Source organism: Amycolatopsis sp. CA-161197 (assembly GCF_050942255.1).
Classification (GTDB): Bacteria; Actinomycetota; Actinomycetes; order Mycobacteriales; family Pseudonocardiaceae; genus Amycolatopsis.
Genome location: NZ_CP192059.1, coordinates 9,477,339 through 9,495,947, shown reverse-complemented (window position 1 = coordinate 9,495,947; position 18,609 = coordinate 9,477,339). Strand labels below are relative to the sequence as shown.

Genomic DNA, 18,609 nt, shown 5'->3' with positions numbered 1-18,609 from the left:
ATGCCGCAGATCGATCGTGAGCGTTATGCGGAATTGTTCGGCCCCACCACCGGTGATCGGATCCGGCTGGCCGACACGGACCTGCTCATCGAGGTGACCGAAGACCGGTCGATGGGCCCGTCGGGTTCCGGCGACGAGGTGCTCTTCGGCGGCGGCAAGGTCATCCGCGAGTCGATGGGCCAGGGTATGGCCACGCGTGCGGAAGGCGCCCCCGACCTGGTCATCACCGGTGTCGTGATCCTCGACCACTGGGGTGTGGTGAAGGCCGACGTCGGCGTGCGCGACGGGCGGATCGTCGGCATCGGCAAGGCCGGCAACCCCGACACGATGGACGGCGTCGACCCGGCGCTCGTGATCGGCCCGGCCACGGAAGTCCTGGCGGGGAACGGGAAGATCCTCACCGCGGGCGGCATCGACTGCCACGTGCACTTCGTCTGCCCCCAGCTCGTGGACACCGCGCTCGCCGCGGGCCTGACCACGCTCGTCGGCGGCGGCACCGGGCCGAACGAGGGCACCAAGGCCACCACCGTCACGCCCGGCGCGTGGAACCTCGGCCGCATGCTGTCCGCAATGGACGGTTATCCGGTCAATGTTCTCCTGCTGGGCAAGGGGAACACCGTGCGGCACGAGGCCCTGCGCGAGCAGCTGGCCGCCGGCGCCGGCGGGTTCAAGCTCCACGAGGACTGGGGCACCACGCCGGCCGCCATCGACGCGTGCCTCACCGTGGCTGACGAGTCCGGCGTGCAGGTGGCCATCCACACCGACACGCTCAACGAGGCCGGCTTCCTCGAGTCCACTGTGGAGGCGATCCGCGGCCGCTCGATCAACGCGTACCACACCGAAGGCGCCGGCGGTGGCCACGCGCCGGACATCATCCAGGTCGTCGGGCTGCCGCACATCCTGCCGTCCTCGACCAACCCGACGCGTCCGCACACCGTCAACACGCTCGACGAGCACCTCGACATGCTGGTGGTCTGCCACCACCTCAACCCGTCGGTGCCCGAGGACCTCGCGTTCGCCGAGAGCCGGATCCGGCCGAGCACCATCGCCGCCGAGGACGTGCTGCACGACCTCGGCGCCATCTCGATGATGAGCTCCGACTCGCAGGCCATGGGCCGCATCGGCGAGGTGATCATCCGCACCTGGCAGACCGCGCACGTGATGAAACGCCGCCGCGGCGCCCTGTCCGGCGACGGCGCGGCCGACAACTTGCGCGCGCGTCGTTATGTCGCCAAGTACACGATCAACCCCGCCATCGCCCACGGCATGGACGCCGAGATCGGCTCGGTGGAGGTCGGCAAGCTCGCGGACCTCGTGCTGTGGGAACCGAAGTTCTTCGGCGTGCGACCGCACGTGGTGCTGAAGGGCGGCTTCCCCGCGTGGGCGGCGTTGGGGGACGCGAACGCGTCGATCCCGACTCCGCAGCCGGTGCTGGCCCGGCCGATGTTCGGCGCCGCGCCGCGGGTGGCCGCCGCGTCGAGCCTGCACTTCGTGGCTCCGGAGGCTTTCGAATCGGGGTTGGCCGAGACGTTCGGCATCAACCGGTCGCTGGTCGCCGTCGCGAACACGCGGGCGCGGACTAAGGCGGACATGGTGCTGAACGACGCGACCCCGGATGTGCGCGTGGAGCCCGACAGCTTCGCGGTGCGCGTGGACGGTGAGCTCATCGAGCCGATGCCGGTGACGGAGCTGCCGATGGCCCAGCGGTACTTCTTGTTCTGATGGACCTCGCCGCGCTGATCCTCGCCGACTCCCGCTTCCCCGGGGGTGGCCACGTGCACTCCGGTGGCCTGGAAGAGGCCGTGAGCCGCCGGCTCGTGACGACCGAGGCCGACCTGCCCGGCTTCCTGCTCAGCCGCCTGCGCACGGCCGGCGCGCTGTCGGCCGCGTTCGCCGCGGCCTCGGCTCATGCCGCCGGCCGTCGCGTCCACAGTGGACACTGGCGGCGGCTCGACGAGGAACTCGACGCGCGCACGCCCTCGCCGGCCCAACGCGTGGCGTCGCGCGCCCAAGGCCGGGGCACCGCGCGGGCCGGGGCGGTCGCGTGGCCGTCGCCGGTGCTGACCGCGCTGCTGGCCGAGACGCCGCGGCCCCACCACCCGATCGTCTGCGGCGCGCTGGTGGGCATCGCCGGCGGCGAGCCGGCCGAGGCCGCCGCGGCCGTGGCCTACCTGGCTGTGAGCGGGCCCGCGAGCGCGGCCGTGCGGCTGCTGGGGCTCGACCCGTTCGCCGTCAACGCCGTGGTGGCCCGGCTCGGCGCCGAGGTGCGCGTCGTGGCCGGGGCCGCCGCCGACGTCGCCGGGCTGGACCCGGCGGACCTGCCCGCGCCGGGCTCACCGGCGCTGGACCTGTTCGCCGAGGCCCACGCCCGGCACCACGAGGAAGAGGTGCGTCTCTTTGCCAGCTGAACACGGCCATGACCACGGCCACGGCCACGGTCACTTTCACGCGATCAGCTTCGACCCCACGGAAACCGAACCCGACCACCACGAGCCCGCCCCGAGGGCCGGGCGCGCCTACCGCATCGGCATCGGCGGTCCGGTCGGCAGTGGGAAGACGGCGCTCACCGCGGCGCTGTGCCGCGCGCTCGGCGGTGAGCTGAACCTCGCCGTGGTCACCAACGACATCTACACCACCGAAGACGCCGACTTCCTGCGCAAGGCCGGCGTGCTCGCGCCCGAGCGCATCGAGGCGGTGCAGACCGGCGCCTGCCCGCACACGGCGATCCGCGACGACATCACCGCCAACCTCGACGCCGTCGAGCAGCTCGAGGAGCGGTTCCCCGGTCTGGACCTGGTCATCATCGAAAGCGGCGGCGACAACCTCACCGCGGTGTTCAGCCGGGGCCTCGCCGACAGCCAGGTGTTCGTGGTCGACGTCGCGGGCGGCGACAAGGTGCCGCGCAAGGGCGGCCCCGGCGTGACGACGGCCGACCTGCTGGTGATCAACAAGATCGACATCGCCCACCTCGTCGGCGCGGACCTCGGCGTGATGACGTCCGACGCGCACCGCATGCGTGGCGAGCTGCCGGTCATCGCGCAGTCGCTCGTGGATACGCCGGACGCGCCTGATGTCGCGAAGTGGGTGCGGTCGGTGCTGCCGGTGCGCGCGGGGTGAAGGCCCACGCGCGGGTGGTCGCGTGCTTCGAGGACGGCCGGACGGTGCTGCGTGAGCTGCGCTCGATGGCGCCGCTGACGTTGTTCCCGCGCCGGCGCACCGGGGCCGAAGCCGTGGTGCACCTCGTCAGCTCCGCCACCGCGCCGCTGGGCGGCGACGAGCTGCTCCTCGACGTCCGCGTCGGGCCCGGTGCGGCGCTGCGGCTGTCCGGGGTGGCGGCGACGCTCGCGTTGCCGGGGCCCTCCGGTGGCGGCAGTTCGTCCACTGTGGACATCGAGGTGGCCGACTGCGGTTCGCTGGCCTACCTGCCCGAGCCGACGGTCGTCACCGCCCGCGCGGACCACGTGGCCGTGCTGCGTGCGAGGCTGGGGGAAAATTCCCGTTTCCACACCCGGGAAGTCCTGGTACTGGGTCGCGCGGGCGAACGGCCCGGCCGGCTCACCACTTCCACGCACGTGCTGCGCGGCGGAGTTCCCCTGCTGCGCCAGACACAGACGATCGGCGACCCCGCACTGGACGCCGGACTGGCCGTGCTGGCGGGCAAACGGGTGCTCGCGACGGACCTCGAAGTGGGTTTTCCCGCGCGCCCCACGGCTTCGGGCGACTGGTGGGCGCGCACCTCGCCGGCCGCCGGGGTCACGCTCACCACGGCGCTGGCCGAAGACGCCGTGGTTGCCTTGGGGTTGTTGCCTTGAACCGCTGGGGCTGCTAAAACTTCGTGCCCAGCCAGCGCACGTCGACCGGGAACGCCGAAACGGTGTTCCAGCGAGGGGAAGCCCTGCCAGTCCACGTCGGTACCGAACGCGCGGCGAGGGCCGCGCGGTGTCGCGCACGCCGGACCGCGGATCGGCGCGTGCCGCCGTGACGCATCCGGGCAGAACAGCGTTCAAGCGCGAGGTGCAGGGACGATTCCCAGGCGTGGCAACGACTTAGCGTTCGGTGATCGCCTGTGATGGGGCCTGCGCGAGCCGGTGTTCCGCTGCTCGATACCGTGATCGCCGCGGGTTCGACGGTGTGAAAGGCCATCGGACCGTGCGCGTGGGCCATGTTTGGTGAGTGCTCGACGGAGTGGCCACCGCGATTACCGGAATCAATTTTCGAGCGCTCCCGCGTCCGTTTGATCGGTAATTGGGATTTTCACAAGATGGACGCCGGTGCCGCCCTGGGCGGCGCGCGGCGGGAAGGAGGGCCGGTGGCCCGTACCTACGGTGGCGTCCCGCCGGAGCAGAGACGCGCCGAGCGCCGGGAGCGGCTGCTGACGGCTGCGCTGGAGCTGTTCACCTCGACGGGCTTCCGGCAGGCGAAGATCACCCAGTTGTGTACTCGTGCCGGGGTGTCCACCCGGAACTTCTACGAGGAGTTCGGCAGCAAGGAAGAGGTGCTGCGGACGCTGCACGACCGGATCAACTCGCTCGCGCTCACGCACGTCTCGGCCGCGCTGGAGGAGGTCAAGGACGCCGACGCGATGACGCGCATCGCGAAGCTGCTCGACGTCTTCGTCGCCACGGTGACCATCGACCCGCGCATGCCGCGGCTGAACTACGTCGAGGCCGTGGGCGTGAGCCCGGAGCTCGAGGAGCAGCACCAGGTGTGGGTGGACCGCTGGGCCACGTTCATCGAGACGGAGGCGCGCCGCGCGGCCGAAGCCGGCGTGGCGCCGGACCGCGACTACCGGCTCACCGCGATCGCGCTCGTCGGTGCCGCCACGGGCCTGCTGCGCGAATGGCAGGCGCACGAGCCGCCGTTGCCGGTGGAGGACGTCGGGGCCGAGCTGCGCGGCCTGATGCTGGCGGCGATCACCCGGTCCTGACGTCCTCGGTCACCGCGTGGTTCAGGCCGGCCTGGGAGTGGGCAGCGGCAGGTCGACCGGGCCCGCGGTGCGGCACAGGTCGTGGCAGGTGCTGTCGAGCGTGCAGCACAGCGAGCAGATCGCCCCGTCCTGCTTGGCGCAGTCGGCGATGTCGGGCAGCTCGTAGGCGTCGCCGCACACCGAGCACGTGTGCGTGGCGCGCAGGTCGGCCTCGACGCCGGGGCCGGACACGGTGTTGGGCCGCGCCAGGTAGTACTTCCCCTTCGTCGCCACGGCCAGCGTCGGCACCAGCACCACGGCGATCACCAGCGCCAGCAGCGGGCTGAAGGCCGCGAGCACCGGACCGAACGCGCCGAAGTAGGCCACGATCGACGCGGCCGAGGCGACGAGCATCGAACCGAAGCCCACGGGGTTGACCTTGTGCAGGTACGCGCGCTTGAACTCGATGTAGCGCGGCGAGAGGCCCAGCGGTTTCGCGATCACGAGGTCCGCGCACACCGCGCCGATCCACGCGATGGCGACGTTCGAGTAGAAGCCCAGGATCTTGTTGAGGAACGCGAACGCGCCGAACTCCATGAGCGCCAGCGCGATCCCGCAGTTGACCAGCACGTACCAGGCGCGGCCGGGGTGCTTGTGCAGCACGCGCGAGAAGAAGTTGGCGAACGACAGCGAGCCCGAGTAGGCGTTGGTGGTGTTGATCTTGATCTGCGACACGACCACGAACAGCGCCGCGAACGTCAGCGCCACCGGCCCGAGCGCGGGTTTCACCGCCGCCAGGTACGGCGCGATCGGCTCGAGCGCGGCCGCCTTGCCCACCGCGCCGAGCGCGAGGAACGCGAGCAGCGCGCCGCCGATCTGCTTCGCCGCGCCGAGGACGACCCAGCCGGGGCCGGCGGCGAGCACGGCGGCCCACCAGGAACGCTTGTTCTCCACCGTCTTCTCCGGCATGAACCGCAGGTAGTCGGCCTGCTCGCCGATCTGCCCGATCAACGACAGCGCCACGCCCATGCCGAAGCCGAACCCGACGGCCGAGAAACCGGCGCCCGCGCCTTCGGTGCCGCCGAAGGACGCGAAGTCGGCGAAGCGGCCCGGCTCGCGCACCAGCACCACCACGAACGGCAGCACCAGGCCCGCGATCCACAGCGGCTGCGTCCACGCCTGCATCTTCGCGACCGCGCCCATGCCGTACAGGGCGAAGGGCAGCACGATCAGCGTCGCGAGCAGGTAGCCGATCGGCAACGGGATGCCGAGCGCGAGTTCGAACGCCTGGCCCATGATCGAGCCTTCGAGCGAGAAGAAGATGACGGTGAAGCTGGCGTAGACCAGCGACGTGAGCGTCGACCCGAAGTAGCCGAAGCCCGCTCCGCGGGTGAGCAGGTCCATGTCCACGCCGTACGTCGCGCAGGCACGCGCGATCGGGACGCCCGTCACGAAGATCACGACGGCCGCCGCGAGGATCGCCAGCACACCGGACGTGAAGCCGTAGGAGAGCACGATGCTGGCGCCGATCGCGAAGTCGGCGAGGTAGGCGATGCCGCCGAGCGCGGTGGTGGCGACCACGAGCGGGGACCAGCGGCGGAACGAGTGGGCGGCGAACCGGAGCGAGTAGTCCTCGCGGTTCTCGTTGGCGGCGAGAGCGGCGTACGTCCGCTGCGGCTTCGTGGTGTCTTCGCCGGTTTCGGACAGGGTGTCGGTCAAGGGCCTGCCTCCAGACGGTGGGGAGGCCAGACGCTAGGCCGCGCCTTTATCGATCAGGGTCCGCGAGGTAACCCGGGGGTTACGGTTCGGGGTCCTGCGGTTACAGCTCGGTGAGCACCAGAGGGTGGCAGGAGTCACCGTTCGGTGGGTTTCGCCGCAGCTGGGGACCCAATACCGTCTCCGGATACCGATGAGTCGACACCCTCACCAGGGGGTACGGAGGTTGGGGCCCATGATGCCGGAGACCGACGAGGTGACCGAGGTAGCCGACGCGGTGGTCCGGCTGCCCGGGATGCGGGTGGCCTACGACGGCGCCCCGTTCGACGAGACGGCGCTCGCGGCCACCTGGACCGAGCAGCTGCAGAACTGGCTGGGCCAGGCGATCTCCGAAGGCGTCGCCGAACCCAACGCGATGGTCCTCGCCACGGCGGACCAAGAGGGTCACCCGTCGTCGCGCACGGTCCTGTGCAAGGGGCTGGACGAGCGGGGCGTGGTGTTCTACACGAACTACACCTCGGCGAAGAGCCACGACCTCACCGCCACGCGGTACGCGTCGGCGACGTTCCCCTGGTACGCCCTGCAGCGGCAGGTGACGGTGCGGGGTGAAGTGGAGAAGGTGGGCTCCGCGGAGACAGCCGCGTATTGGGCGCAGCGGCCGAGGGGGTCGCAGTTGGGGGCTTGGGCTTCGCCGCAGTCGCGGATCGTCGACGGGCGGCGGGCGTTGGAGAACGCGTTGCGGGGGATCGAGCGGCGGTTCGGGGACGTGGAGGAGATTCCGGCGCCGCCGCACTGGGGTGGGTGGCGGATCCGGCCTGATTTCGTGGAGTTCTGGCAGGGGCGGGAAGACCGGATGCATGACCGGTTGAGGTTCAAGCGGACGGATGATGGGTGGGTTGTGGAGCGGTTGGCTCCCTGATCCCTGGTCCGGTTGGGGGCGTGGCTGCTGAGTGCGTGCCGGGTGGTTGCTGTTAGCGGTTTGCTCGCCGTTTGAGCTTGGTGGTTGCGCACCCCGATCTTTGATTGTGAAGAGCGCGGGGATCGAGGCGTAGGGCGGGGGCTGGGTGCGCGGGTGAGTTGGGTGCATCGGTGGCTGTTGCGTGGTGGGAAAAAGACAAAACGGGTGATTGGGGCGGGGCGGCGATCAAAATCACCCGCGGTGAGTTAGTTAGCGCGGCTAAGGTAGTGAGTCGTGAGTTCTGATCCGGGGTCGTCGCGCCCTCGTCGGGGGGCGCGTGGAGTCCTCGGGCGCATTGTGGTCGATACGCGGCCGTTGAAGATTCCGGCGTTTCGGCGGTTGTGGGTGTCGACGGCGGTGACCGCGGTGGGGTCGCAGCTGACGGCTGTGGCGGTGCCGAAGCAGGTGTTCGACCTGACGGGGTCGTCCGGGTACGTGGGGCTGACCGGGGCCGTCGCGTTGGTGCCGCTGCTGGTGTTCGGGTTGTGGGGCGGGGCGATCGCCGATGCGGTCGACCGGCGGAAGCTGCTGCTGGTCACGAACGTCGGGGTGGCGGTCTCCTCGGCGCTGCTGTGGCTGCAGGCCTTCGCGGACTTCCACTCCGTGACTCTGGTGCTGGTGTTGCTGGCGGCCAACCAGGCGTTCTTCGCGATCAACATGCCGACGCGTGGCGCGGTCGTCGCGCGGCTGGTGCCGCCGGAGCTGCTGCCGTCGGCCAATGCGCTGAACACGACGATGTCGACGTTCGGCGCGGTGTTCGGGCCGCTGTTCGGTGGGGCGCTGATTCCCGTGATCGGGCTGTCGACGCTGTATCTCGTCGACGTGTGCGCGTTGATGATCACGCTCATCGCCGTGTGGCGGTTGCCGTCGATTCCGCCGCTGAACGGGCCGTCGCGGCGGGCGGGGTTCGGCGATGTGGTCGACGGGTTCCGCTACCTGGCCACGCAGAAGGTGCTGCTGGCGTCGTTCGTCGCGGACATCATCGCGATGGTCGCCGGTATGCCGCGCGCGCTGATTCCGGAGATGGCCGAGCGCACCTTCGGCGACCCGCCGGGCGGCGGGCCGGCGCTGGGTCTGCTCTACGCGGCGCTCCCGGCCGGCGCGATGCTGATCGGCCTGTTCTCCGGCTGGCTGCACCGCGTTTCGCGCCAGGGTGTGGCCGTCGTGGTCTCGATCTGCCTGTGGGGCGCGGCCGTCGCGGCGTTCGGGCTCGCGCACTCACTGTGGCTCGCGGTGATCTTCATGGCGCTGGCAGGCGCCGCCGACATGGTCAGCTCCGTCTACCGCCAGGCCATCCTGCAGACCGCCACCACCGACGAGATGCGCGGCCGCCTCCAGGGCGTGTTCACGGTGGTCGTCGCGGGCGGTCCGCGGCTGGCCGATCTCACGCACGGCTGGGCCGGCGCCGCGTGGGGCACCGAGGCCGCCGCGACGGGCGGCGGGCTGCTGGTGATCGTGCTGGTGCTCGCGGCGATGCTGGTGCTGCCCGCGTTCTGGCGCTACCGCGCGCCCACGGGAAAGGCCGAGCCGGAGCCGGTCGCGGCGAAGGGTGCCGAACCGGTCGCGGGAGAATAGTCCAAACGGCCTAACATGCCGGGCATGCGTGTTTACCCGGTCGCCCTGTTGCTCACCGCCGCCGCGCTCACCGCCTGCTCCTCGGGTGAGCAGCAGGCCGCCCCGCCGAAACCGTCTTCCACGAAGCCCGCGCCGCCGGGGTCGACGTGCTCGCTGCTCTCGGCCGGCGAGGTCGGCAACGCCATCAAGATCCCCGGCGTCACGTCGAAGGTCGGCCCTAACCAGGAGAACGCCAGCAACGGCGGCAAGGCCACGAGCTGCGAATACCTCGTCGGCGACAAGCAGGCCGGCGCGCTGGCCGTGACCCGCTACGAGGGCCGCCAGGCCGATCCGGCCGAGATGGTCGCGGCCATCAAGAAGGCCAAGCCGGGCGCCGTCGACGTGCCGGGCTTCCCCAACGGCGCCGTGTACTACACCGACGAGCAGAAGACCGCGACGCTCGCCACGGCCAAGATCGTCAAGGGCGTGCCCGTGCTCGTCAACTACACCGGCCCGGTGAAGATGACGCAGCAGATGATGATTCCGCTGGTCAAAACGGCTGTCACCGCCGTCTGACTTTCGCGAGGCGGCCGGACAAGGCAGACTAATCGCCCATGACGGACGTTAGGGCGGACGGTCCGCAGGTGGGTGGACCGGGTCTCCGGCGCGTGATGGGGCCGAAGCTCCTGTTGTTCTTCGTGGTCGGCGACATCATCGGTACGGGGATCTACGCGCTGACCGGCCAGGTCGCCGGCCGCGTCGGCGGGGCGCTGTGGCTGCCGTTCCTGCTGGCGTTCGTGGTCGCGTTCATGACCGCGTTCAGCTACCTGGAGCTGGTCGGCAAGTACCCGCGGGCGGCGGGCGCCGCGCTGTACACGAACAAGGCGTTCGGGGTGCCGTTCCTGACGTTCATGGTCGCGTTCGCGGTGATGTGCTCCGGGATCACGTCGGCGTCGTCGGCCGCGGTCGCGTTCGGCGCGACGTACCTGGCGGCGTTCGTGAAGCTGCCGATGGTGCTGGTCGGCATCGTGTTCGTGATCGCGCTGGGACTGATCAACTTCCGTGGCGTGGGCGAATCGGTGAAGGCCAACGCGGTGCTCACCTGCATCGAACTGTCCGGCCTGCTGATCATCATCGGCGTCGGGGTGTGGGCCGTGATCAACGGCAACGGCGAACCGTCGCGGCTGGTCGAGATCAACACGGCCGACAAGACGTGGCTGGTGGCGATCACGTCGGCCACCTCGCTGGCGTTCTTCGCCATGGTCGGCTTCGAGGACTCCGTGAACATGGCCGAGGAATGCCACGACCCGGTGCGCATCTTCCCGAAGGCCATGCTCTGGGGCATGGTCGTCGCCGCGACGATCTACGTGCTGGTGTCCATCACGTCCTCCCTGCTCGTCCCGGCCGACGACCTGGCCGCGGCCAAGAGCAGCGCACTGCTCACCGTGCTCGACGTCGGCGCCCCCGGCTTCCCGCGCGAAGTCTTCTCGGCCATCGGCCTGTTCGCGGTCATCAACTCGGCGCTGATCAACATGCTCATGGCCAGCCGCCTGCTCTACGGCCTGGCCAACGAGCGCGTCCTGCCGTCGGTCTTCGGCCGCGTCCACCCCACGCGCCGCACGCCGTGGGTGTCGATCATCTTCACCAGCGCCATCGCGATCCTCCTGGTGTCCTTTGTGGACATCAGCGCACTCGGCGGCACCACGGCGCTGCTGCTGCTCGTGGTGTTCGCCATCGTCAACGTCGCCCTGCTCGTGCTGCGCAAGGACAAGGTGGCGCACAAACACTTCCGCGCACCCACCGCGATCCCCGTGCTGGCCGCGATCTTCTGCCTCTACCTCGTGAGCCCGCTGTCGGGCCGCCCGGCGAGCGACTACACCGTGGGCGCCGTCCTGCTGGGCGTGGGTGTGGTGCTGTGGTTCGTGAACTGGCTGGTCAAGCGAGGTTTGGACCGTCGGTCCGAGCGTGTGGGGTAGGCGGGTGGTGTCACCAGTGGGTGCAGTAACCATCGCAGCGTCGTCGACGGCGCTCGTCCGCGACGCTGAGGAGGCCGACCAGAAGGCGGAACGCACTGCGCTGCTGGTCGGGCGGGTGCAGCTCGGTGAGCTTGCGTAGCTGGACCGCCATCGGTTCGGGGCTCCGTCCGGTTGAGGCGACCACAACCGCGGTGTTGCCTGGCTTTCAGCCCCACCCGAGTGGCGGCCTCCGCCACGTCGTCGGAGACCGCACGGGCTTGAACGCAGTATTCCTGCAGTCGGGTCAATGCGGCGCGGCGGCCATCCTGGTCGAGGGATTCGAACCAGGCCATGCCTTCGTCCAGCGTGCGCAAGCCCTGGGCGAGCTCGTTCAGCAATGCGGCGATCATGCCCGGGTCCGCCGGCTGAGGCGTTCGAAGTCGGTGAGGTCGTGGGCGGCGAAGATCTCCACGTCGGTCGTCTGCCGCAGTTCGCGTAGGCGGTGCTGGTTCGCGCGGCGCTGTTCGGGCAGTGTCTGCACGAAACGTTCGAACATCGCCAGGCCCGGGGGGATGGAGGCGGGTTCGTCGATCTCGGAGTGGAAGAAGTAGGCGTCGCCGGCGTTGAGGAGCCAGCCGGTGGCCGTGTGGACGGCGATGCCGGCGTGGCCGGCGGTGTGGCCGTGCAGGGGGATCAGGGCGACGTCGGGCAGGCCGTCGAGTTCGCGGACGGCGGAGAAGCCGAACCAGTTGTCGCCGGCGTCTTCGTATGGCGTCCACTGTGGACCGTGGGCGAACTGCACGCGCCGGTAACGCGGGTTGCCCGCGTGGTAGGCCGCCAGTTCGGCCGCGTAGACGTGCACGCGGGCCTGCGGGAAGTCGACGAGACCGCCCGCGTGGTCGAGGTCGAGGTGGGTCAGCACGATGTCGCGCACGTCCGCCGGGTCGAAGCCGAGGGCGCGGATCTGGGCCACGGCGGTTTCCTCGGTGCGCGACACGGGCTTCGACAGGGTGAGGAACCGGCGGCCCAGCCAGCGTTGCGGGTCGGCGACGGCGGGGGTGCCCATGCCGGTCTCGATCAGCGCCAGCCCGGTGTCGGTTTCGAGCAGCAGGCAGTGGCACACGAGCGTGGCGTGCCGGAACAGGCCGGGTCGGCCGTCGACGAGCCGGCCACCGATCGGGGTCATGGTGCCGCAGTTCAGGTGGTGCACGCGCATCAGGCGAACTCCCTCTCGACGGTGGTGTGCAGGTGGGCGGCGATGTCACGCAGGGGCGTGACGTCGCGGCGGGTCTTGGCGAACAGCAGCGCGCCCTCGATCGACGCGAGCACCACCGTCGCCAGGGAAGACGCGCGGTCCGCCGCCAGGCCGGAGCGGGTGAAGTACTCGGCCAGCCGTGAGTGCCAGCCGGCGTAACCGTCCTGGCAGGCCTCGCGGATCGGCTCGCTCTCGGCGGCGGCCTCCAGCGCGACTGTCGCAAGTGGACACCCACGGCGGAAGCCGGATTCGGTGAGCGAAGCGGCGAGGGCGTCGACCACCGCGTCGATCGCCGACGCCGGGTCCGGCGCGGCGGTGACCACGGCGGTCAGCACGTCGGCCACCCGTTCGCTCGACAGCCGCACGGCCTCGGCCGCCAGCTGTTCTTTGCCGCCGGGGAAGTGGAAGTACAGCGAGCCCTTCGGGGCGCCCCCCGCGGCGACGAGCTGCGTGAGGCCGGTGGCGTGGTAGCCCTGCGCCTGGAACAGCTCGGCGGCGGAGTCGAGCATGCGGCGGCGGGAGTCGGTGCGGCGGACCATGCGGCTCACCGTAGCCCAAACTAAGACGACCGGTCTAGTTAGTTTAACCGTGCGCAACAGAGCCTCGCCCGCCGGTAATGTCTGCGGCATGGCCAACCCCACCGGAGAGCAGTTCGAAATCACCCGCGGCAACGCGCGCGCCATCGTCACCGAGATCGGTGCCGGCCTGCGTGCGTTCGAGGTCGGCGGCGTGCCCTACGTCGAGGAGTTCGCGGCCGACGAGAAGCCGCCGAAGGGCCTCGGCCAGGTGCTGCTCCCGTGGCCGAACCGCACGAAGGGCGGCCGGTGGGAGTTCCAGGGCGAGGAGCAGCAGCTGGAGATCACGGAAGCCGCGCGCGGCAACGCGATCCACGGCCTCACCCGCCACAAGGAGTGGGAGCTGCTGGAGCACGCGGAATCGTCGATCACGCTCGCGGTCGACGTCGAGGTGCAGCCCGGCTGGCCGGTGCCGTTGCGCGCCACCATCACCTACGACCTGCAGCCGCGCGAGCTCACGATCACGCACGAGATCCGCAACGAGGGTGAGCAGCCCATCGGCGTCGGCGTGGGCACGCACCCGTACTTCCGCATCGGCGACGTCCCGACGGACGAGCTCACGCTCACGCTGCCGGCTTCGCGCGTGCGCCCGTACGTCGGCGACCAGCAGATGCCGTACGCGGACGAGCAGGATGTCGAGGGCACGGAGTACGACTTCCGTGGCGGGCGGGTGCTCGCCGGCGTCGACCTCGACACGGCGTTCGGCTCGCTTTCCCTGGCCGACGACGGCACCCACCACCACGTGCTCTCCCACGAGGACCAGCGGCTGGTGGTCTGGACCGGCCCCGACTTCCGCTGGGTGCAGGTGTTCACGCCCGACGACCTGACCGGCCGCGGCCGCGCCGTCGCGCTCGAGCCGATGACCTGCCCGGCCGACGCGCTCAACACCGGCACCGACCTGATCGAGCTGGAGCCCGCGACGTCGTGGTCGGGCAGCTGGGGCATCCGCGTCCTGTGAGCGGGCCGCCCGAGCTGCTGACCGAGGCCGACGCCGGTGAGCTGCTCACGCTGCAGCGCGCCGCGTACCTCAGTGAGGCCCGCGCCCACGACAACTTCGCGCTCCCGCCGCTGGTGGAGCCGTTGGAGAGCGTGCGCGCGGCGCTCGCCGACCCGGCGCTGCCGGTGTGGGGCGTACGCGCCGGCTCGCGGCTGATCGCGACGGTGCGGGTGCGGGTCAACGGCGATGTCGGCGAGATCGGGCGGCTGGCCGTGGCCCCGGACCGGCAGGGCGAGGGGCTCGGCACGGCGTTGCTGCTCGCGGCGGAGGAGCTGGCCCCCTCGGAGGTGACGCGGTTCCGGCTGTTCACCGGCGAACGTTCCGCCGGGCCGCTGCGGCTGTACGCGAAGCTGGGCTACCGCGAGACCCACCGCAGCCCGGAGGCGGACTACCAGCTCATCCACCTGGAGAAACCCCGCGAGCGAGCACCCGCGGCAATTCGTTAGCGTGTCAAACTATGGCTTCTAAGGCGATTGTGGGGGGCTACGTCGTCCCCGTCGGTGCGGCTCCCATCGAAGACGGCACCGTGCTCATCGAAGACGGCCGGATCGTCCAGGTCGGCGCCGCCGCCGACGTGGACGTGCCGGAGGACGCCGAGCTCGTCGACGCGTCCGGCAGCTGGGTCCTGCCGGGCTTCATCGACGCGCACGCGCACCTCGGTGTCCACGAAGACGGTGAAGGCTGGGCCGGCAACGACACCAACGAGATGACCGACCCGAACGGCGCCCGCTTCCGCGCGGTCGACGGCATCGACCCGTACGAGCCGGGCTTCGACGACGCGCTCGCCGGCGGCGTCACGAGCGTGGTGATCAAGCCGGGGTCGGGCAACCCGATCGGCGGCCAGACCATCGGCGTGAAGACGTGGGGCCGCAGCATCCTGGACATGACGTTCGCCGAGCAGGTGAGCGTGAAGAGCGCCCTGGGCGAGAACCCGAAGCGCGTGTACGGCGACAAGAAGCAGACGCCGTCGACCCGCTTGGGCGTGGCCGCGATCCTGCGCGAGGCGTTCACGAAGGCCCGCAACTACCAGGCCAAACGCGAGCACGCCCTCACCGAAGGCAAGCCGCACGAGGTCGACCTGACGAACGAGACGCTGTCGAAGGTCCTCGACGGCGAGCTGTACTGGGACCAGCACGTGCACCGCGCCGACGACATGGTCACGGCCATCCGCCTGGCCGACGAGTTCGGCTACAAGCTCGTGATCAACCACGGCACCGAGGGCCACCTCATCGCCGACCTGCTCGCCGAGCGCGGCGTGCCCGTCATCCTGGGCCCCCTGTTCACCACGAAGTCCAAGGTCGAGCTGCGCAACCGCTCCCTGCGCTCGGCCGGCATCCTGGCGCGCGCGGGCGTGAAGATCGCCATCACCACCGACCACCCCGTGGTGCCGATCAACTTCCTCGTCTACCAGGCGGCCCTCGCCGTGAAGGACGGCCTGGACCCCGAGACGGCGCTGCGCTCGCTCACCGTGCACCCGGCCGAGATGCTCGGCCTGGACGACCGCATCGGCTCCCTGGCCCCCGGCCTGGACGCCGACGTCGTCCTCTGGTCCGGCGACCCGCTGGACGTCATGAACCGCGCCCTGCGCGTCTTCGTCCGGGGCCGCGAGGTCTACCACTACGACGAGTCCACGGGCGAAGGCGTCGCGGCGGACCGCCGGTACCGCGAAACCCGCTGACCTGCGCGTGGGTGCTGCCCGCTTCGGCCGGCAGTACCCACGAAGCGCGGCCTAGGAAGCCTTCAGCGCCCTCGCGATCACCACGCGCTGGATCTGGTTCGTCCCCTCGAAGATCTGGGGGACCTTCGCCTCCCGCATGTAGCGCTCGACCGGGAAGTCGCGCGTGTAGCCGGCGCCGCCGAGGACCTGGACGGCGTCGGTGGTCACCTTCATGGCGCCGTCGGTGGCGACGAGCTTCGCGATGGACGACTGGCGCTGGAAGTCGAGGCCGCGGTCGCGGCGGCGGGCGGCGTCGAGGTAGGTCGCGCGGGCGGATTCGACGCTGGCGGCCATGTCGGCGAGCAGGAACTCCAGGCCCTGGAACTCGATGATGGGCTTGCCGAACTGGGTGCGGCCCTTCGCGTAGGCGACGGCCTCGTCCAGGGCGGCCTGGGCCAGGCCCACGGCGCAGGCGGCGATGCCGAGGCGGCCCGAGCTCAGGGACGACAGGGCGATCTTCAGGCCCGACCCCTCGTCGCCGATCAAGCGCGACGACGAAACCCGGGCGTTGTCGAAGATCATCTGGGCCGTCGGGGAGCCGGTCAGGCCCATCTTGCGTTCGCGAGGCGCCGCCGACAGGCCAGGGGTGGCGCCGTCGACGAGCAGGCACGAGATGCCGTGGCCGCCGTCGTCGCTCGTGCGGACCATGGTGGTGTAGAAGTCGGCGGCGCCCGCGTGGGTGATCCAGGCCTTGGTGCCGTTGACCACGTAGTCGTCGCCGTCGCGGCGGGCCCGGGTCGACAAAGCGGCCGCGTCGGAGCCGGCCTGGGTCTCGGACAGGGCGTACGCGCCCAGCAGCGAGCCGCCGAGCATGTCCGGCAGCCACTGTTCGCGCTGCTCGTCGGTGCCGTAGTGGGCCAGCGCGTAGCAGGACATCGTGTGCACCGACAGCCCCACGCCGACGGTCATCCACGCGGCGGCGATCTCCTCCAGCGCCTGCAGGTACACCTCGTACGGCAGGTCGGCGCCACCCCAGCGCTCCGCGTACGGCAGCCCCAGCAGCCCGGACTTGCCCAGCAGGGTGAACGCGTCGCGCGGGAACTCCTCGGCCTCCTCGGCCGCCGAAGCGCGCGGTTTCAGCTCGTCGCGCGCGATCTCCCTGACCAGCGCGAGCAGGTCCTCGGCCTCGGGCGTGGGCAGCAAACGTTCCGCCGGCATGGCTCCTCCAGTGGCAGGAGTACTGAAAACAGTACTGGGGGCCGTTTGAGAGTACCGTATAGAGGTCGGAGCTGTCCCGCACGAATAGGGGATAGTGACTGGATCACGAAAGCTGGTGGCCCAGAAATGACCGAACCCGAAGCCCGTCGTCGCCCGACGGCGCGGCAGCAGGCGCTGCTCGCCGAGCTCGAGGCACTGTTCCTCGCGGAGGGTTTCGCCGGCTTCACGCTCGACGACCTGGCCGCCCGCCTGCGCTGCTCGAAGTCGACCCTCTACGCGCTCGCCCCCAGCAAGGAGCAGCTCGCCGTCAAGGTCGTCGCCCACTTCTTCCGGGGCGCCGCGAAGCGCATCGAGACCCGCATCGAGGGCATCGACGACGCGCGCAAGCTGATCGGGGAGTACCTCGCCGGCGTCTCGGAGCACCTGAACCGCGCGTCGCCCGCGTTCATGACCGACATCGCGCAGTTCGAGCCGGCCCGCGACACCTACCAGCTCAACAGCCGCGCCGCCGCCCGCCGCATCCGCGCGTTCATCGACAAGGGCGTGGCCGACGGCGTGTTCCGCGACGTGCACGCGCGCCTCGTCGCCGAGATGACGGGCCTGATCGTCGAGGGCATCCAGACCGGCGTGCTCGGGCGCCGCACCGACGTGTCCGACGCCGAGGCGTTCACCGCCCTCGGGGAGCTGCTCCTCGGTGGGTTGAACAAGGACTGAGGACAGGATTTGTCAAGAACAGGTCCTCTACACTCGCGCTCGTGATCGTGGTGGGTGGAGAGGCGCTGGTCGACCTCGTTCCGGGTGAACCGTTGGACTCCAATGTGGACGGTGGGCTGCGCGCCCTGCTGCCCCGGCTGGGTGGCGGGCCCTACAACGTCGCGCTGGCCGCTGCGCGGCTCGGGGTGCCTTCGTCGTTCCTGTCCCGCGTGTCCACCGACCGCTTCGGCGTCGCGCTCGTCGACCGGCTCGTCGACTCCGGCGTGGACACCTCGCTGCTGCAGCGCGGCGACGAGCCGACCACGCTCGCCGTGGTGGCACTGGACCAAACGGGTGCCGCTCGTTACACCTTCTACGTCGAGGGCACAGCCGACCGGCTGGTGCGCGACCCGGGCACGCTGCCCGACGACGCCACCGCCCTTTCGCTCGGCACGCTCGGCCTGGTGCTGGAGCCCGGCGCCAGCGCCTATGAAGCGATGCTGCGCCGCGAGGCCGCACGCGGCACGCTCACCGCGCTCGACCCGAACATCCGCGAGGCGCTCATCGCCGACCCGGCCGCCTACCGCGCACGGTTCGCGTCGTGGCTTCCCGATGTCCGGTTGCTGAAGATCTCCGACGACGATGCGGCGTGGCTCACGGAAGGCGCCGATCCGGTGGCGGCCGCGAAGACCTGGGTCGAGTCCGGTGTGGACGCGGTTGTCCTGACCCGCGGCGCCGAAGGCCTGTCCGTGATCACCGCCGCAGGTGAGCTGGCCCACGTGCCTTCGCGGCGGGTACCGGTGGTCGACACGATCGGGGCAGGCGACACCGTTCAGGGTGCGTTGCTGGCGTGGTTGCACACCCGCGAGGTCCGTGACCTGGCCGCACTCGACGCCGACGCGTGGCGCGAGGCGCTCGGCTACGCCGCGAAAGCGGCCTCGATCACCGTCTCGCGCAGCGGCGCGGAGCCGCCGACGGCGCGGGAAATGGCTTCCACCGTGTGAACCTGGTCCCAAAGGGGCTATTGAGGGCAACGCAGCGGCTGCGCGCACACCCTTATTTCGACTAGCGTAGGGGGGAATTCATACCCCAGCGGGGCGGTGTGCAGCGAGGCGCGTGTTTCCT

18 protein-coding genes and 2 pseudogenes are annotated in these 18,609 nt (G+C 70.6%); 14 read left to right on the top strand and 6 right to left on the bottom strand.

Annotated features, from left to right (window positions below; all coding sequences use genetic code 11):
• The 5 genes from ACQPXB_RS45060 to ACQPXB_RS45040 all read left to right on the top strand — a co-directional run bounded on the left by ACQPXB_RS45060 (position 1) and on the right by ACQPXB_RS45040 (position 4,927).
• Complete coding sequence (locus tag ACQPXB_RS45060) at positions 1-1,722, top strand: urease subunit alpha (RefSeq protein WP_432848105.1); 1,722 nt, start codon at positions 1-3, stop codon at positions 1,720-1,722.
• Positions 1,722-2,408 carry an urease accessory protein UreF gene (locus ACQPXB_RS45055; protein WP_366584229.1) on the top strand — a complete coding sequence of 229 codons (687 nt, stop codon included), beginning with the start codon at positions 1,722-1,724 and terminating at the stop codon, positions 2,406-2,408. The genes ACQPXB_RS45060 and ACQPXB_RS45055 overlap by 1 nt, the downstream gene beginning before the upstream one ends.
• Positions 2,398-3,117 carry an urease accessory protein UreG gene (gene ureG / locus ACQPXB_RS45050; RefSeq protein ID WP_432848103.1) on the top strand — a complete coding sequence of 240 codons (720 nt, stop codon included), beginning with the start codon at positions 2,398-2,400 and terminating at the stop codon, positions 3,115-3,117. The genes ACQPXB_RS45055 and ureG overlap by 11 nt, the downstream gene beginning before the upstream one ends.
• Complete coding sequence (locus tag ACQPXB_RS45045; protein ID WP_432857087.1) at positions 3,114-3,812, top strand: urease accessory protein UreD; 699 nt, start codon at positions 3,114-3,116, stop codon at positions 3,810-3,812. The genes ureG and ACQPXB_RS45045 overlap by 4 nt, the downstream gene beginning before the upstream one ends.
• Positions 3,813-4,309: 497 nt before the next feature.
• Complete coding sequence (locus ACQPXB_RS45040) at positions 4,310-4,927, top strand: TetR/AcrR family transcriptional regulator (RefSeq protein ID WP_366584231.1); 618 nt, start codon at positions 4,310-4,312, stop codon at positions 4,925-4,927.
• A gap of 21 nt (positions 4,928-4,948) precedes the next feature.
• Here the strand turns inward: ACQPXB_RS45040 and ACQPXB_RS45035 are convergent, their stop codons facing one another.
• Entirely contained in the window at positions 4,949-6,625 is a 1,677-nt protein-coding gene (locus tag ACQPXB_RS45035) for a purine-cytosine permease family protein (protein WP_432848101.1), read from the bottom strand.
• Positions 6,626-6,857: 232 nt separating this feature from the next.
• On the opposite strand from ACQPXB_RS45035, the gene pdxH reads away from it, so the two are divergent.
• The 4 genes from pdxH to ACQPXB_RS45015 all read left to right on the top strand — a co-directional run bounded on the left by pdxH (position 6,858) and on the right by ACQPXB_RS45015 (position 11,110).
• Positions 6,858-7,541 (top strand): pyridoxamine 5'-phosphate oxidase, encoded by a 684-nt coding sequence (pdxH, locus tag ACQPXB_RS45030; RefSeq protein ID WP_366584233.1) that lies wholly within the window; start codon positions 6,858-6,860, stop codon positions 7,539-7,541.
• A gap of 273 nt (positions 7,542-7,814) precedes the next feature.
• Entirely contained in the window at positions 7,815-9,155 is a 1,341-nt protein-coding gene (locus tag ACQPXB_RS45025; RefSeq protein WP_432848099.1) for an MFS transporter, read from the top strand.
• Positions 9,156-9,179: 24 nt separating this feature from the next.
• Complete coding sequence (locus ACQPXB_RS45020; RefSeq protein ID WP_432848097.1) at positions 9,180-9,710, top strand: hypothetical protein; 531 nt, start codon at positions 9,180-9,182, stop codon at positions 9,708-9,710.
• 38 nt (positions 9,711-9,748) lie between these two features.
• Complete coding sequence (locus ACQPXB_RS45015; RefSeq protein WP_366584236.1) at positions 9,749-11,110, top strand: APC family permease; 1,362 nt, start codon at positions 9,749-9,751, stop codon at positions 11,108-11,110.
• A 10-nt stretch (positions 11,111-11,120) separates the two neighbouring features.
• On the opposite strand, the pseudogene ACQPXB_RS45010 reads toward ACQPXB_RS45015, so the two are convergent.
• From ACQPXB_RS45010 to ACQPXB_RS44995, 4 genes and pseudogenes are all read right to left on the bottom strand, one after another.
• Positions 11,121-11,297: pseudogene (locus tag ACQPXB_RS45010) on the bottom strand (DUF5958 family protein); the annotation flags it as partial.
• 25 nt (positions 11,298-11,322) lie between these two features.
• Positions 11,323-11,499: pseudogene (locus tag ACQPXB_RS45005) on the bottom strand (DUF5958 family protein); the annotation flags it as partial.
• A complete protein-coding gene (locus tag ACQPXB_RS45000) occupies positions 11,496-12,305 on the bottom strand; it encodes an MBL fold metallo-hydrolase (protein ID WP_366584238.1) in 810 nt (269 codons plus the stop codon). The pseudogene ACQPXB_RS45005 and the gene ACQPXB_RS45000, both read right to left, overlap by 4 nt.
• Entirely contained in the window at positions 12,305-12,883 is a 579-nt protein-coding gene (locus ACQPXB_RS44995; protein WP_366584239.1) for a TetR/AcrR family transcriptional regulator, read from the bottom strand. The genes ACQPXB_RS45000 and ACQPXB_RS44995 overlap by 1 nt, the downstream gene beginning before the upstream one ends.
• An 88-nt stretch (positions 12,884-12,971) precedes the next feature.
• Between ACQPXB_RS44995 and ACQPXB_RS44990 the strand changes: the two genes are divergently transcribed.
• Genes ACQPXB_RS44990 through ACQPXB_RS44980 form a run of 3 tightly spaced genes read left to right on the top strand, consistent with a single transcriptional unit; the run spans position 12,972 to position 15,594 of the window.
• Entirely contained in the window at positions 12,972-13,877 is a 906-nt protein-coding gene (locus tag ACQPXB_RS44990; protein WP_366584240.1) for an aldose 1-epimerase family protein, read from the top strand.
• On the top strand, positions 13,844-14,362 hold the full coding sequence (locus ACQPXB_RS44985) for a GNAT family N-acetyltransferase (RefSeq protein ID WP_432848094.1): 519 nt from the start codon (positions 13,844-13,846) through the stop codon (positions 14,360-14,362). The genes ACQPXB_RS44990 and ACQPXB_RS44985 overlap by 34 nt, the downstream gene beginning before the upstream one ends.
• An 11-nt stretch (positions 14,363-14,373) precedes the next feature.
• Positions 14,374-15,594 carry an amidohydrolase gene (locus tag ACQPXB_RS44980; RefSeq protein ID WP_366584242.1) on the top strand — a complete coding sequence of 407 codons (1,221 nt, stop codon included), beginning with the start codon at positions 14,374-14,376 and terminating at the stop codon, positions 15,592-15,594.
• Positions 15,595-15,645: 51 nt separating this feature from the next.
• Here the strand turns inward: ACQPXB_RS44980 and ACQPXB_RS44975 are convergent, their stop codons facing one another.
• Positions 15,646-16,791: an acyl-CoA dehydrogenase family protein gene (locus ACQPXB_RS44975; protein ID WP_366584243.1), complete on the bottom strand. Its 1,146-nt coding sequence runs from the start codon at positions 16,789-16,791 to the stop codon at positions 15,646-15,648.
• 126 nt (positions 16,792-16,917) lie between these two features.
• Here ACQPXB_RS44975 and ACQPXB_RS44970 point away from each other — a divergent pair, with 126 nt between their 5' ends.
• Entirely contained in the window at positions 16,918-17,505 is a 588-nt protein-coding gene (locus tag ACQPXB_RS44970) for a TetR/AcrR family transcriptional regulator (RefSeq protein ID WP_366584244.1), read from the top strand.
• A gap of 41 nt (positions 17,506-17,546) precedes the next feature.
• Positions 17,547-18,488 (top strand): carbohydrate kinase family protein, encoded by a 942-nt coding sequence (locus ACQPXB_RS44965; protein ID WP_366584245.1) that lies wholly within the window; start codon positions 17,547-17,549, stop codon positions 18,486-18,488.
• Positions 18,489-18,609 lie beyond the last annotated feature (121 nt).